This window comes from Priestia sp. 3CA3 (assembly GCF_056836725.1).
In genome coordinates, this window is sequence record NZ_JBXENJ010000001.1 from 560,380 (window position 1) to 575,200 (window position 14,821).

Below are 14,821 nucleotides of genomic sequence, written 5' to 3' on the forward strand. Positions count from 1 at the left end.
TAGTTGAGATTAGGGTAGACGAGAATGAGACAGTTGAGCAGAGTTTAGTTGAGTGAATTTTACCATTCGTATACCCAAAGGCCCATTTTTGATGTGTCTTTGGGTTTATTTATTATATCCTCTTTTATATAACCTCATCTATTCTCATTCTCCATGAAATGGAGGATTGAAAGATATGACGAACACGTATACTTCTTTTTTAGAAGACTCTACAAAGTATTTAACCATTCCAATCATAAAAAAAATATTTATCGATAGCATGACACCTGTTGATCTTTTTCAGCAAGTAAAAGATGAAGCTGTATATTTGCTTGAAAGCAATGATGAATCATCACCATGGTCCAATTATTCTTTTATTGGCTTGAATCCGTTTTTGTATGTAGAAGAAGAGAACGGAACCTATCTAGCAAAAAACAAGCAGCTTCAACCTGTGCTGCAAGGAGACAGCTTTAAAGAGGTATTTTGTAAAATTCAGCAAGAGCTGAAAGTGAAAGTACCAGACCTTGCACTTCCTTTTAAAGGAGGAGCAGTAGGATTTATCAGCTACGACGCAGTATCGCAAATTGAAAAAGTAAACGTACATGCCCAAAACGATTTGAACATGCCTACTTTTCACTTTATCTATTGTCAAACGATGCTCGCTTATAATCACCAAACAAAAGAGCTTATGGTGATTCACTACATTCAGCTTGATGAGCAAGATAAAGAACAGCAGAAAAAAGAAAAACATGATGAAGCTCTAGCAGAGATCAATCGATATGTTGAAAGAATAGCGCAGACGGTGAAAGAAAAGCCGATGATGTTTGAAAGCGAGCAGCGCGAAGTTAGCTTTGAAGGTGTGACATCGTCATACCAAAAAGATAAATTTGTGCAAGATGTGGAAAAAATTAAGGAATACATTAAAAGCGGAGATGTTTTTCAAGCCGTATTGTCGCAGAGATTTCAAATTGATACGACCGTAGCTGGATTTGATATTTACAGAGTATTGCGATTAGTTAATCCATCTCCTTATTTATTTTACGTGAAAGTAAAGGGAGTGGAATTGATTGGAAGTTCCCCTGAGCGGTTGATTCAAATTGAAAACGGCCATTTAGAAATTCATCCAATTGCAGGAACGAGAAGACGCGGCAGAGATGCAGAAGAAGATGCGCGCTTGTATGAAGACTTAATTAACGATGAAAAAGAGCGGGCAGAACACTATATGCTCGTGGACTTAGCAAGAAATGACATCGGCCGAGTTGCACAGTATGGAAGTGTCCAAACGCCGGTATTAATGCAGCAGGTTAATTTTTCGCACGTCATGCACTTGATTTCTAAAGTGACAGGACGCCTAGATGAAAAAGTACATCCTATTGATGCGCTGCTTTCTGCATTTCCAGCGGGTACCGTATCTGGCGCTCCAAAAGTGCGGGCGATGCAAATCTTAAATGAAATTGAACCAGTTGCGCGAAATGTATATGCAGGAACCGTAGCATATCTCGGATTTGATGGAAACATTGATTCGTGCATTGCAATTCGTACCATTCTTTTGAAAGACCAAACCGCTTATATACAGGCTGGAGCAGGAGTGGTTGCTGACTCAAAACCGGAGCTTGAGTGGAAAGAAACCCGCAATAAAGCTAGCGCTTTAATTAAAACAATTCAATTAGCTCAAGACATCTACGATAAAAAGGAGGATGTATATGTTTAAAGAATTGTTGAAAAAGTGTTTGCGCGGCGAGTCACTTTCAGCAGAAGAAGCAGAAAAAATTATGAATGATATTATGAACGGTAAAGTCCCGGCAGCTCAAATTGCTAGCGTGCTAACCATTTTAACGTACCGAGGAGAAACCGTCGATGAAATTGTTGGTTTTGTCCGGGGTATGAAAAACAACATGAATGCTATTTCTCTAGAAGAATTAAACGTAGTAGATACGTGCGGTACGGGAGGAGACGGCGCCTCTACGTTTAATATTTCGACGGCTAGTGCGATTGTGGCATCTGCTGCTGGAGTAAAGGTTGCGAAACATGGGAATCGCGCGGTGTCTTCTAAAAGCGGAAGTGCAGACGTGTTAGAACATCTGGATATATGGATTCAAGGAAATGAAAAAGAAGTGAAAAATGCGGTGTCTGACCTCAACATGTCCTTTTTATTTGCGCCGCTTTATCACCCTGCTATGAAGCACGTTGCTGCTACTCGAAAGGAATTAGGGTTTAGAACCGTTTTTAATGCATTAGGTCCGTTAGCAAACCCTACTAATTGCACAAAGCAAGTAATTGGCGTTTACTCTATTGAGCTTGCACGGAAATTAGCAGAAGCCCTTGTTGTACTGGGAGCTAACCACGTTCTTCTCGTTGCGGGCAGGGACGGTTTGGATGAAATTAGTGCTACGGATGTAACGGATATTGTAGAAGTGCAAGACAATGTTATTACAGAATATACGCTTGCACCAGAGGATGTACACTTACAGAGAGGGAAGCTTGAAGACTTGGTGGTAGAAGACGCGAAATCGAGTGCAGAGCTCATTGAATCGCTATTTTTAAATAAAAGTAATGTAACTGCTAAAAATGCAGTCGTGTTGAACTCTGCTGCAGCTATTTACGTTAGCGGAAACGTTTCTACTTTTGAAGAAGGAGTAGCTGTAGCTTTAGAAACAATTGAATCAGGTGCTGCATACACGCAATTACAACGATTGAAATCGAAAAAGGTGGTTGAACATGCTCAATAAAATTATTGAAACAAAAAAAGAAGAAATTCAAAACCTACAGTTACCCGAACAGCAAAATGTTACAAAACGATCATTTTTAGAAGCTTTATCAAATCCAAATCGAGAGCTGGCTCTTATTGCAGAAGTAAAAAAAGCCTCTCCTTCCAAAGGGTTAATAAAGGAGAATTTTCAGCCTGTGGAAATTGCTAAAGCCTACGAGGAAGGAAAAGCAGATGCTTTGTCTGTGTTAACGGATCAGCACTATTTTCAAGGACACCGAACGTTTTTAAGTGATATTAAACAGCATGTCTCTATTCCTGTGCTTCGTAAGGATTTCATCATTGATTCCATTCAAGTGGAAGAAAGTGCAAGAATCGGTGCCGATGCTATTTTACTCATCGGAGAAGCACTTGAACCATTAAAATTGCAAGAGCTTTATCTTCAAGCTGCTGAAAAAGAGTTAGATTGTTTAGTAGAAGTGCATTCTTTAGAAACGCTTGAACAGCTGTTAGCTGTATTTACACCGAAGATTATCGGGATTAATAATCGAAATCTTCATACGTTTGAAACCAGCGTGCAGCAGACAAAAGAAATCGCTAAGCACGTGCTGAAAGATCAGCTTTTAGTAAGTGAAAGCGGCATTTACTTATACGATGATGTTTCCTACGTAAAAGAAGCCGGAGCAAAAGCTATTTTAGTAGGAGAATCGCTTATGAGACAGGATAATCAAACCAAAGCGATTAAAAAGCTGTTTGGGGAAAGTGAATATGCTTATTAAGTACTGCGGTATTCGATCAAAACAAGATATAGCTTTAATCGAAAAGTCGGCTGCTACTCACATTGGCTTTATTTTCTACCCTAAAAGTAAACGATATGTAAAGCCTGAACGAGTAAATGAGTTTGTAACGGATGAAATAAAAAAACAAGTCTCGCTAGTAGGGGTATTTGTCAATACACCGGTGGATCAAATACTTGAAATTGCCTCCGTGACAAATTTAGATGTGATTCAGTGCCACGGGCAAGAAACAGCTGCTGAAGTACGTGAGTTAAAGCAGCGTGGATATGAAGTATGGAAAGCACTCCCGCACAATAAAGATACGCTGCAGCAAATGCATGTATATGAAGAAGCTGACGGTTATGTAATTGACAGCAAGGTTAAAGAACAATTCGGAGGAACGGGCGTCGCTTTTGATTGGAGCTTCGTTCCTCAGTATGAATCAGCTGCACAAAAGTTAGGTAAAAAATGCTTTATTGCTGGAGGAATCAATGCTTTTAACATTGAGAACTTGTTACCCTACAAGCCTGGGGCGATTGATATTTCTGGCGGTATTGAAACAAATGGAACGAAGGACTATACAAAAATTATAGAGATTGAAAGGAAGATCATACTATGACATACAATCACCCTGATGAATTTGGCCGCTTTGGTGAATTTGGCGGAAAATACGTACCTGAAACATTAATGAAACCACTTGAAGAAGTAGAAGCAGCTTTGAATGAAGCAATGAAAGATCCGGCATTTAAAGATGAGTATCTATCCTTACTCGTCAATTACTCAGGGCGACCAACGGCTTTAACATATGCTGATAATATTACCGAAACACTCGGCGGGGCAAAAATTTATTTAAAACGTGAAGACTTAAATCATACGGGTGCTCACAAAATCAACAATGCCATTGGACAGATTTTACTTGCTAAACGAATGGGCAAAACAAAAATTATTGCTGAAACAGGAGCGGGTCAGCACGGGGTAGCCACAGCTACAGTAGCTGCAAAGTTCGGAATGGAATGTAAAGTATTCATGGGAGAAGAAGATATTGAACGTCAGGCGTTGAACGTCTTTCGCATGAAGCTTCTAGGAGCGGAAGTCATTCCTGCAACTTCTGGAACAAAAACGCTAAAAGATGCAACAAATGAAGCGATCCGCTACTGGGTTCAACACTGTGAAGATCATTTTTACTTAATTGGTTCGGCAATTGGACCGCATCCTTATCCTAAAATGGTTCGAGATTTCCAAAAAATTATTGGAGAAGAAGCAAAAGAACAGTTTACAGCGGTAGAAGGAAAACTTCCGAATGCTGTCGTGGCATGCGTCGGAGGCGGCAGTAATGCAATCGGTATGTTTTATGATTTTATTAAAGAAGAAAATGTACGCTTGATTGGAGTAGAAGCAGGGGGGAAAGGACTAAATACAGCTCTTCATGCTGCTAAAATGGCTAAAGGCACAAAAGGTGTTATTCATGGAACGCTCACGTATTTACTTCAAGATGAAAATGGTCAAATTACAGAGCCTTATTCTATTTCAGCAGGTTTGGATTATCCGGGTATCGGTCCAGAGCATTCTCACCTTTCATCTATTGGACGAGTAGAATATGAAAGTGTAACGGATGATGAATCAATCGAAGCTCTTCAGCTGCTGGCGAAAACGGAGGGAATCATCCCGGCTATCGAATCCGCCCATGCGCTGGCAAAAGCATTTGAACTGGCTAAAAGCATGACGAAAGAAGAAACCATTTTAATTTGCTTATCAGGTCGAGGAGATAAGGACGTTCATACATTAGTAAACTTGCTAGAAGGGAAGGAAGAAGAACATGAATACGTTTGAAGCGAGACTACCTAAACATGAAACATTATTTATTCCATTTATTACAGCAGGAGATCCTCATGAAGATGCAACGGTGGAGATTGCTTTGTCTTTGCAAAAGCAAGGTGCTTCTATTTTAGAGCTGGGCGTACCGTATTCCGATCCTTTAGCAGATGGTCCAATTATTCAAGAGGCGTCCAAAAGAGCTTTATCTGGCGGCATGTCTATTTCAAAAGCTATTAAGCTTGTATCGGTGATGAGAAAAAAAGGTGTGAAAATACCGGTAATTCTCTTTACCTATTTTAATCCTGTGTTACAATTAGGTTTAGAATCCTTTTTCGCGTTAATGCGAGAAAATGAAATAGATGGAGTGCTAATTCCGGATTTACCGTACGAAGAGAGTGGCCGTATCCGGGAGCTTGCCGCTGAAAATGAAGTTGCGTACATTTCAATGGTTGCTCCTACATCTAAAGAGCGTATTCAAAAAATTGCTGCAGATGCAACGGGCTTCTTATACTGCGTGTCGTCTTTAGGCGTTACTGGGGTTCGCTCTACGCTGCCGGCTGATATTGGCACCTTTTTAGAAGATGTGAAAGCAGTAGCTTCTATACCGGTTGCCGTCGGTTTTGGGATTTCAACAAGCGAACAAGTAGAGGTATTAAAAGAACACAGCGACGGCATTGTAATCGGAAGTGCAATTGTTAATAAAATTGGCCAGCTTGAACAAGTTCTTTTAAATAAGGATACACGTCGAGACGGATTAAATCAAATTGAGGAGTATGTTGCATCCATCGTTTCGCCTATACAAAAATGCGAGGTGTAACACGGTGAAAGTAAAAGAACAATTACTAACTTTATCTCCATATAAACCAGGTAAGCCAATTGAAGAAGTGAAGCGTGAATTTAATTTAGATCGCGTTGTAAAATTAGCATCCAATGAAAATCCTTACGGCAGCTCTGCTTTAGTAAAAGAGGCGATTGCTGCAGAAATTGAAAATATGGCGCTTTATCCAGACGGTTATGCAGCTGAACTGCGTGCAGCAGTAGCAAAACACGTAGGTGTAGATCAAGATCAGCTGATTTTTGGAAATGGGTCTGATGAAGTCATTCAAATTATTTGCCGAGCTTTACTATCGGCTGATACAAACACTGTCATGCCAACGCCATCATTTCCTCAATATAAGCACAATGCCGTAATTGAAGGTGCAGAAATTCGTGAAGTACCGCTGCGCGGCGGAGATCATGATTTAAATGCTATGCTTCGTGCAATTGATGAAAATACGACAATTGTATGGGTATGCAGTCCTAATAATCCAACGGGAACGTATGTGAAGGGCGATGAGTTAATTTCCTTTATGAAGCAAGTTCCTAAGCATACGTTAATCGTTATGGATGAAGCGTATTTTGAGTATGCAGCAGATCAAGCCGACTATCCGAATACGGTAGAGCTTTTGAATGAATACGAAAACTTAATTGTACTTCGCACATTTTCAAAAGCATACGGCTTAGCTTCTTTGCGTATTGGTTACGGTATTGCAAACGAATCATTGCTACAAAAAATTGAGCCGGCTCGCGAACCTTTTAATACAAGCCGCATGGCTCAAAAAGCAGCAATCGTTGCTCTTGAAGACCAAGCGTTCATTGAAGAGTGCAAAAAGAAAAATGAAGCAGGTTTGCAGCAGTACTATGCTTTCTGTGATAAGAATGGCTTAAACTATTATCCTTCTTTCACTAATTTTGTTCTAATTGATTTTGGCCGTCAAGGGGATGAAGTGTTTCAATTTTTATTGGAGCGCGGATTTATCGTTCGTTCAGGGAATGCATTAGGCTTCCCAACTTCCGTTCGTATTACGGTGGGAACAAAAGAACAAAATGAACAAATCATTGAATTGCTTCAGCAGTTTGTTAACCAAGAAACGGCGAAAGCTTAATACCTAATATAGTAAAAGATGAGAGTGTGATTTCACACTCTCATCTTCATATGCACAATGAGGTGAAGGAAAGTGAAAGAAAATGTTTTTGTTATAGGCCTAGGATTAATTGGAGGATCTCTTGCACTTAATATAAAAAAGACGCATCATCATCTTGATGTAATAGGTTTTGACATTAATCAAGAGCAGCTGGAGCTCGCTAAAACTCTAGGCGTAATTGACCAAGCGGCTTCTTCTTTGCAACAAGGCGCTGAGCAAGCGGATTATATTGTTATTGCCATTCCAGTCACCCAAGCAGCGGAAGTGCTAAAACAGTTCGAACATTTTACGCTCAAACAGTCTGTCATCGTAACAGACGTAGGAAGTACAAAAGAAGAAGTAGTGAAGACAGCCGAGGCTCTTATTTCTAAAGGCATTGAGTTTATCGGGGGTCATCCAATGGCGGGGTCTCATAAAAGCGGAGTAGCTGCTTCTAAAGCTCATTTATTTGAAAATGCAATGTATGTATTAACACCTTCATCTTCTACTTCTTCGGAGGCTTTAAACAGCTTAAAGGAATTGCTAAGTGGTACAAAAGCTAAAATTATTGTAATGTCACCACAAGAACATGATAAATTAGCAGGTGTCATTAGCCATTTTCCACATATTATTGCTGCAAGCCTTGTTCATCAAGCAGAATATTACCAACAAGACAATCAGCTAGTTTCGCAGCTTGCGGCTGGAGGGTTTCGTGATATTACACGTATTGCTTCAAGCAGTCCAGCTATGTGGAGAGATATTTTGCTTCATAACCAGGATGCGCTTCTTTCAATGTTTGACCACTGGCTTGAAGAAATGAACGACGTGCGAAATATGATCGAACGAAAAGATGCGAATGATATCTATACATATTTTTCACAAGCGAAACAATTTAGAGATCAGCTTCCTGTACGAACCAAAGGAGCGATTCCATCCTTTTATGATCTCTATGTGGATGTTCCTGACTATCCGGGTATTATCTCAGAAGTAACCGGTTATTTAGCAGAAGATGAAATCAGTATTACAAACATTCGAATTTTAGAAACACGAGAAGATATATACGGAGTATTACGTTTGAGCTTTCAAACAGAGGAAGATAGAAAGCGGGCAAGAGCGTGTCTCCATCAGCATCAATATCAGACGTTTATTTCTTAATGTACGAAAGGTGTGAATGAAATGAGTGGAAAACCATTAAAAACGAATCTTTCATCTCTTCAAGGAGAAATTTCTATTCCCGGGGATAAGTCGATTTCTCACAGAGCTGTGATGTTCGGAGCGATGGCAGAAGGGAAAACTACGATTAATCATTTTTTAGCAGGTGAAGATTGCTTAAGTACCATCTCTTGTTTTGAAAAGATGGGCGTATCGATTAAAAGAGAAGGCGAGTATGTTGAAGTGGAAGGTAAAGGTATCGAAGGATTAAGTGAACCTACTTCCATCTTAGATGTAGGAAATTCAGGAACAACTACTCGTTTAATGCTGGGGATTCTTGCCGGTGTGCCATTTCATACGTCTCTAATTGGAGATGAGTCGATTGCCAAGCGTCCAATGAGCCGTGTTACGGTGCCGCTGCGCTCTATGGGTGCAAAGATTGATGGGCGTGAGCATGGCCAATATACGCCTTTATCTACTAGAGGAGGAGCATTAAAAGCAATTCATTACCATTCTCCTGTAGCAAGTGCACAAGTAAAATCGGCGATTTTACTAGCGGGACTTCATGCCGAAGGCACAACAAAAGTAACCGAGCCTTTTACATCACGCGACCATACCGAGCGTATGCTTCGCGCATTTGGAGTAGACGTAGAGGTAGATGGAACGACTGTAAGTATTGAAGGGGGACAATCCCTGCGCGGAACGGATGTGTACGTCCCTGGAGACATTTCTTCAGCTGCATTCTTTCTTGTTGCAGGAGCCATTGTTCCAAACAGCCGAATCGTTTTGAAAAACGTCGGACTCAATCCTACAAGAACAGGTATTATTGATGTGCTTCAGCAAATGGGTGCACGCCTTACAATTTCCAATGAACGTATTCAAAATGGAGAGCCTATTGGCGATTTGACGATTGAAACGTCTCAGTTGAAAGGGATTGAAATTGGGGGCGATTTAATTCCTCGTTTAATTGATGAAATTCCGGTAATCGCTCTTTTGGCGACTCAGGCAACTGGGAAAACGGTGATTAAAGATGCGGAAGAACTAAAAGTAAAAGAAACGAACCGCATCGATACGGTTGCAACCGAGCTAAGCAAGCTGGGTGCCTCTGTTACGCCAACAGCTGATGGCCTCATCATTGAAGGCAAGACGGCCCTGCGAAGCGGTGAAGTAGACAGCTACGGAGATCATCGAATTGGAATGATGCTTGCGGTCGCAGCAGCCATTGCAACGGGAGAGGTAACGCTAAATAGAAGTGATGCCATTCACGTCTCCTACCCTACTTTTTTTGAAGATCTTGATGAGCTAAGCCAATAAGGAAGAGGCTGGAACAAACGTATTTTGGTTGAAGGGAAATCCGAACGAGGAATTGATATTGTTGATGAAAAATCAAACTCGTTCGGATTTTTTATTGAGATGGTGAACGAAGGTTTCATGTCTCAATCTCGTTTTTACCTAAAAAATGTAAGCGTATTCAAATTGATTTGTTGAACAAACGCTCAAACTATTTTATCATTGTGTATAGAAGCATGTGTTCTTGCTTCGAGTTTGGAAAAATAGAAAATTAATTCGTTTTATTTTTATATAAAAAGTGAATGTAATAATAAAGGAGAATTGTGTGTGAAAGAACTAGACCGCGCGATAGGTTACGTAGAATCCAATGAAATTGAAAAAGGTCTTGCCCTTATTCATGAATTGAAAGATAAAGCTACAGACGAAGAAAAGTTTTTAATGGCTGAACAGCTGCAGGAGTGGGGACTAGTAAATGATGCGCTGCCTTTAATAGACGAGCTCATCGCTAAATACCCAGAAGAAGGCGAGCTGTATTTATTAAAAGCTGAAATGCTCATTGATTTAGAAGAAGAAGAAGAAGCCATTCATATTTTAAATCAAATTAACAGCGAAGACGATAATTATGTGCCAGCTCTGCTTCTTGTAGCTGACTTATATCAAATGCAAGGCCTTAGTGAAGTAAGTGAGCAAAAGTTAATGGAAGCGAAAAAAATGCTTCCAAATGAGCCGGTTATCGATTTTGGGCTCGGTGAATTTTACAGCAGTCAAGGAATTTATCAAAAGGCAATTCCTTTTTATCAAACGCTGCTAAAAACAGAAAAAGAATTTAACGGTACGGATCTTCGTCAGCGATTAGCTGAAAGTCTAGCAGGTATCGGCCAGTTCGAAGAAGCGCTTCCTTACTTTGATCAAGCGTTAAAAGATAAGCTTGAGATTAACACACTATTTGAATATGCGATTTCAGCGTATCAAGCAGGTCATTATCAGACCGCTATTGAAAAGTTTACAGAACTAAAAGAGTTAGACCGTGAGTACCATTCTCTTTATTTATATTTAGCAAAGTCATATGAACATGAAGAGATGCTAGAAGAGGCTGCGGTGGCTGTCAACGAAGGTATTGCGCAGGATGAATTTCAAAAAGAACTTTACTTTTTTAAAGGTAAAATAGCATTAAAGCGCGGTCTAGAAGAAGAGGCTGAATCGGCGTTTCAACAAGCGATTGCACTAGATCCAGGGTACATTGAAGCTATTTTAACTCTCTCTAAACTTTATATGAGTCAAGAGAGATATGAAGATGTAGTAGAGAATATCGAGCATGCCAAAGAATATAATGAGCATGATCCTCATTTTGAATGGGATTTAGCAAAAGCTTATCAGGAATTAGAAAATTATGAAGAAGCGCTAAAATACTACGAATCTGCATATACTGTTTTTAAAGAAGAGTATGCGTTTTTAGAAGAGTATGGCTATTTCTTATTAGAAGAAGGACAGCGCTCGAAAGCGAAGGGGATTTTCCAAGCTTTATTAGCCATGGATCCAACAGTAGATGAAATTCAAGACATATTATTTCAATTAGAAGAATAAATAATAGTTCAGAGGATTTTATTGCTGCCGTGTGGAATAAATAACTGTAAAAGGTGTTTTAACTGAGAGTTTAAACACAGAGGAGGGAAGTGAGAATATGACGACCCCTGTTACTGTCAACGAGAAAAAAGAATTTGTTCGCTGGTTTTTAACGAATTATCAGCTGAAGCGCAGAGAATGTGTATGGATTTTAAATTATTTGATGAGCCATGATCAATTGATGAAACGAGTTCACTTCGTTGAGCAAGCACAGTTTTGTCCTCGCGGGATGGTGATGTCTACGCACTGTGTGGAAGACCCTCCATTTCGTTTTTATAAAGAAAATATCATGACAACCGATGCAGAAAAATCATTTCATGATATTCGTTTGAATCGAGAAGAAGACATTTATATTCAATTAAACTTCCGATCGTTGTATTCATCGCCTCAATATGTGGCTGTACTGGAAGACAATCCGTATATGCCAAAAGCTAATCAAACAAATGAAAAAGATAGAGTATTAGCTGAGCAAATATTGGAAGAATCTATTCAGAAATTTCAACGATCAAAAATCATGGAACTAATTGATAAAGCATTAGATGAAAATGATAAAGAGGAATTTCAGCGCTTAAGCGAATATTTAAATAACCATTATGTACAGTAGATAAACGAGAGATTGGCTAGCTTCTTAGAAAAAGGTCAATCTCTTTTTTTATCTCCTTATTCAGTTTGAAAAATAAATAAGACAAGCCTTAGCAAGCTTGCTGAGAGGAGAAGAAAGTTGAAGCTGCAGGCGAAGGAAATGGATGTGTATTTACAATCCAAAAGTTATGTTGATACTGTATTGGTTCCACTCATTCCTATTGATTTCGGAGAAGATTTAAAGCTTACTGCATCTATGAGTGAATATACGACTGCTCTTACTGAAGAGTTAGAGAGACAATTTAAAGGAAGAGTGATTTTAACACCTAGTTTTACATACTTAAAAAAAGATGGAGTAGCTGCTGTTTATGAAACATTACTTCGTTGGAATGAGCATATAAATGACAATGAAGTCAAACATCTTTTTGTGCTTACTAGCGACCGAGATTGGCTGCAGTATGAGAAAGAAATAGGGGCTCACTGCATTTGGATACCTGCTTTACCGCTTGAGCATATAGACGACTCGCATAAGTATACGCTCATACATGAACAAGTCCAACAGCTCCTGCCGATTTTTGTAGAGAAATGGAGTGTTTAAAAAGGCTGTAGAATAAGCAATGGAAGCGCAAACAAAATAATGACGAAAAATTTAGAAAAATAAAGATTATTTCCATGTTTTAGGTTTTTATTGTATTGACCTTCCAGAAATATTAATATATCATGATTATGTCCTAGTTTAATAGAATGGTCCATCATGTGTCCAAAATTCTCTGGACTGAACTTTTTTAAAGGGGGGAAAAGCATGGGTGATCGGGTATCAAGACGACAGTTTTTAAACTATACGCTCACTGGTGTAGGGGGATTTATGGCTGCTGGAATGTTAATGCCAATGGTGCGCTTTGCAGTAGATCCAATTTTGGAAAAAGAAGCGGGTCAGGATTTAGTAGCTGTAGCGCAGGTTAAAGACATTACAAAAGAGCCGAAACGTGTCGATTTTAAAATCAAGCAAGTGGATGCGTGGCATAAATCAGAAGAACCAAGATCGGCTTGGGTGTACAAAACTGATAAAGGTGAAATCGTCGCGCTGTCACCAATTTGTAAGCATTTAGGCTGTACGGTTAACTGGGCTGGTGACAAAAACTATCCACATCGTTTCTACTGCCCTTGTCATGGGGGAATGTATGAAAAAAGCGGTAAAAATGTACCGGGGACACCACCGATGGGACCGTTAGATGTATACGTTCAAAAGGTAAAAGGCGGTACGTTATATCTAGGAAAAGCCAAACCACAAGGAGGGGCATAGAAAATGTTGAATAAAATCTATGACTGGGTGGATGAACGGCTAGATATTACTCCTTTATGGCGAGATGTGGCCGATCATGAAGTGCCAGAACACGTAAATCCTGCACATCACTTTTCAGCATTTGTGTATTGTTTTGGTGGATTGACGTTTTTTGTTACCGTTATTCAAATTTTATCAGGCATGTTTTTGACCATGTATTATGTACCAGATATAAAAAATGCATGGGAATCCGTTTATTATCTGCAAAATGAAGTCGCTTTCGGACAAATTGTTCGAGGTATGCATCACTGGGGAGCAAGTTTGGTTATCGTCATGATGTTTTTACATACACTTCGTGTTTTCTTCCAAGGAGCATACAAAAAACCCCGCGAGTTAAACTGGATTGTGGGTGTGTTAATTTTCTTTGTTATGTTAGGTTTAGGTTTTACAGGTTATTTGTTGCCGTGGGATATGAAAGCGCTATTTGCAACGAAAGTAGGTTTGCAAATTGCTGAATCCACACCAATTATAGGCCAGCAAGTGAAGACATTACTCTCAGGACATCCAGACATCGTTGGTGCTCAAACACTAACTCGCTTTTTCGCCATTCATGTATTCTTTTTACCCGGAGCCCTGCTTGGCTTAATGGGTGCCCACTTCTTAATGATTCGTAAACAAGGAATTTCAGGACCACTATAAAAGTTTATACGCTTTATTCAATTAGTCAATCACACTAGTCATCATATGCATCAAGCACATACTCCGTTGTTAGTACTTTCACTAGAACAGTGAGAAAAAGGAGGGAGAACATGCATCGTGGTAAAGGGATGAAGTTTGTTGGAGATTCACGTGTTCCTGCAGAACGAAAACCCAATATTCCAAAAGATTACTCTGAATTTCCAGGGAAAACAGAAGCATTCTGGCCAAACTTTTTACTAAAAGAATGGATGGTAGGAGCAGTTTTTTTAATTGGTTATTTATGTTTAACCATCGCTCATCCATCTCCGCTTGAACGTATTGCCGATCCGACTGATACGGGGTACTTGCCTCTTCCCGACTGGTATTTTTTGTTCCTATATCAATTGCTTAAATATTCATTTGCTTCTGGTCCATATAATATTATAGGTGCATTTATTATTCCTGGGATTGCATTTGGCGCATTAATGCTTGCTCCTTTCATTGATCGCGGACCAGAAAGAAGACCGGCTAAGAGACCGTTTGCGACAGGATTCATGCTTCTGGCTATAGCAGCAGTCTTTTTCCTAACGTGGCAGTCAGCGACACAGGTAGATTGGAAAGCACGTGAAGAGCAAGGGAAAATTAGAGAAGAAGTAGCGATTGACAAAAATTCAGAAGGCTACAAAATTATGCAAAAGCAAACGTGCTTGACCTGTCATGGTGATAATTTACAGGGAGGCCCTGCGGCTCCGGCTTTAACAGGAATTGATTTATCTCCTGAAGAAATCGCCAATATCGCAAAAAATGGTAAAGGCAATATGCCAAAAGGTGTTTTCAAAGGTTCAGATAAAGAATTGAAAACGCTCTCGGAATTTGTCGGAAACTTAGGAAAAGAATAATGAAAACCAGCCAAAAGGCTGGTTTTTTTGAATTTATTTAATGTTGTGGTTTATATCAATGAGATAGGTGCTTGCTATTGTCCAAAAACTGTACA

At 39.6% G+C, this 14,821-nt stretch carries 15 protein-coding genes; all 15 read left to right on the forward strand.

Translation table 11 applies throughout. From position 1 onward, the window contains the following. Nucleotides 1-175 precede the first annotated feature (175 nt). Nucleotides 176-1,690 carry an anthranilate synthase component I gene (gene trpE / locus AC1VNJ_RS02915; RefSeq protein ID WP_028411503.1) on the forward strand — a complete coding sequence of 505 codons (1,515 nt, stop codon included), beginning with the start codon at nt 176-178 and terminating at the stop codon, nt 1,688-1,690. Then, a complete protein-coding gene (trpD, locus tag AC1VNJ_RS02920; protein ID WP_028411502.1) occupies nt 1,683-2,708 on the forward strand; it encodes an anthranilate phosphoribosyltransferase in 1,026 nt (341 codons plus the stop codon). Before trpE ends, trpD begins: the two co-directional genes overlap by 8 nt. Next, nucleotides 2,698-3,465: an indole-3-glycerol phosphate synthase TrpC gene (gene trpC, locus AC1VNJ_RS02925; RefSeq protein WP_098112918.1), complete on the forward strand. Its 768-nt coding sequence runs from the start codon at nt 2,698-2,700 to the stop codon at nt 3,463-3,465. The genes trpD and trpC overlap by 11 nt, the downstream gene beginning before the upstream one ends. Further along, on the forward strand, nt 3,455-4,081 hold the full coding sequence (locus AC1VNJ_RS02930) for a phosphoribosylanthranilate isomerase (protein ID WP_154991818.1): 627 nt from the start codon (nt 3,455-3,457) through the stop codon (nt 4,079-4,081). Before trpC ends, AC1VNJ_RS02930 begins: the two co-directional genes overlap by 11 nt. Beyond that, nucleotides 4,078-5,292: a tryptophan synthase subunit beta gene (gene trpB, locus AC1VNJ_RS02935; RefSeq protein ID WP_045292887.1), complete on the forward strand. Its 1,215-nt coding sequence runs from the start codon at nt 4,078-4,080 to the stop codon at nt 5,290-5,292. Before AC1VNJ_RS02930 ends, trpB begins: the two co-directional genes overlap by 4 nt. Further along, nucleotides 5,279-6,094 carry a tryptophan synthase subunit alpha gene (trpA, locus tag AC1VNJ_RS02940; protein WP_034270878.1) on the forward strand — a complete coding sequence of 272 codons (816 nt, stop codon included), beginning with the start codon at nt 5,279-5,281 and terminating at the stop codon, nt 6,092-6,094. The genes trpB and trpA overlap by 14 nt, the downstream gene beginning before the upstream one ends. A 4-nt stretch (nt 6,095-6,098) precedes the next feature. Next, entirely contained in the window at nt 6,099-7,202 is a 1,104-nt protein-coding gene (gene hisC, locus AC1VNJ_RS02945) for a histidinol-phosphate transaminase (protein WP_028411499.1), read from the forward strand. Between the two features lie 72 nt (nt 7,203-7,274). Further along, nucleotides 7,275-8,375 carry a prephenate dehydrogenase gene (locus AC1VNJ_RS02950; RefSeq protein ID WP_482640297.1) on the forward strand — a complete coding sequence of 367 codons (1,101 nt, stop codon included), beginning with the start codon at nt 7,275-7,277 and terminating at the stop codon, nt 8,373-8,375. A gap of 21 nt (nt 8,376-8,396) precedes the next feature. Continuing rightward, nucleotides 8,397-9,686 carry a 3-phosphoshikimate 1-carboxyvinyltransferase gene (gene aroA, locus AC1VNJ_RS02955; RefSeq protein WP_047749880.1) on the forward strand — a complete coding sequence of 430 codons (1,290 nt, stop codon included), beginning with the start codon at nt 8,397-8,399 and terminating at the stop codon, nt 9,684-9,686. 297 nt (nt 9,687-9,983) lie between these two features. Next, nucleotides 9,984-11,246, forward strand: coding sequence for a tetratricopeptide repeat protein (locus AC1VNJ_RS02960; RefSeq protein WP_285851863.1), 1,263 nt, complete (start codon nt 9,984-9,986; stop codon nt 11,244-11,246). A 97-nt stretch (nt 11,247-11,343) separates the two neighbouring features. Then, on the forward strand, nt 11,344-11,889 hold the full coding sequence (locus AC1VNJ_RS02965; protein ID WP_013058996.1) for a ReoY family proteolytic degradation factor: 546 nt from the start codon (nt 11,344-11,346) through the stop codon (nt 11,887-11,889). 117 nt (nt 11,890-12,006) lie between these two features. Next, nucleotides 12,007-12,465 carry a YpiF family protein gene (locus tag AC1VNJ_RS02970; RefSeq protein ID WP_028411494.1) on the forward strand — a complete coding sequence of 153 codons (459 nt, stop codon included), beginning with the start codon at nt 12,007-12,009 and terminating at the stop codon, nt 12,463-12,465. A gap of 204 nt (nt 12,466-12,669) precedes the next feature. Then, nucleotides 12,670-13,170 (forward strand): QcrA and Rieske domain-containing protein, encoded by a 501-nt coding sequence (locus AC1VNJ_RS02975; protein WP_013058993.1) that lies wholly within the window; start codon nt 12,670-12,672, stop codon nt 13,168-13,170. A gap of 3 nt (nt 13,171-13,173) precedes the next feature. Then, nucleotides 13,174-13,848: a menaquinol-cytochrome c reductase cytochrome b subunit gene (gene qcrB, locus AC1VNJ_RS02980; protein WP_013058992.1), complete on the forward strand. Its 675-nt coding sequence runs from the start codon at nt 13,174-13,176 to the stop codon at nt 13,846-13,848. A gap of 110 nt (nt 13,849-13,958) precedes the next feature. Continuing rightward, nucleotides 13,959-14,726, forward strand: coding sequence for a menaquinol-cytochrome c reductase cytochrome b/c subunit (locus AC1VNJ_RS02985; RefSeq protein ID WP_028411493.1), 768 nt, complete (start codon nt 13,959-13,961; stop codon nt 14,724-14,726). Nucleotides 14,727-14,821 lie beyond the last annotated feature (95 nt).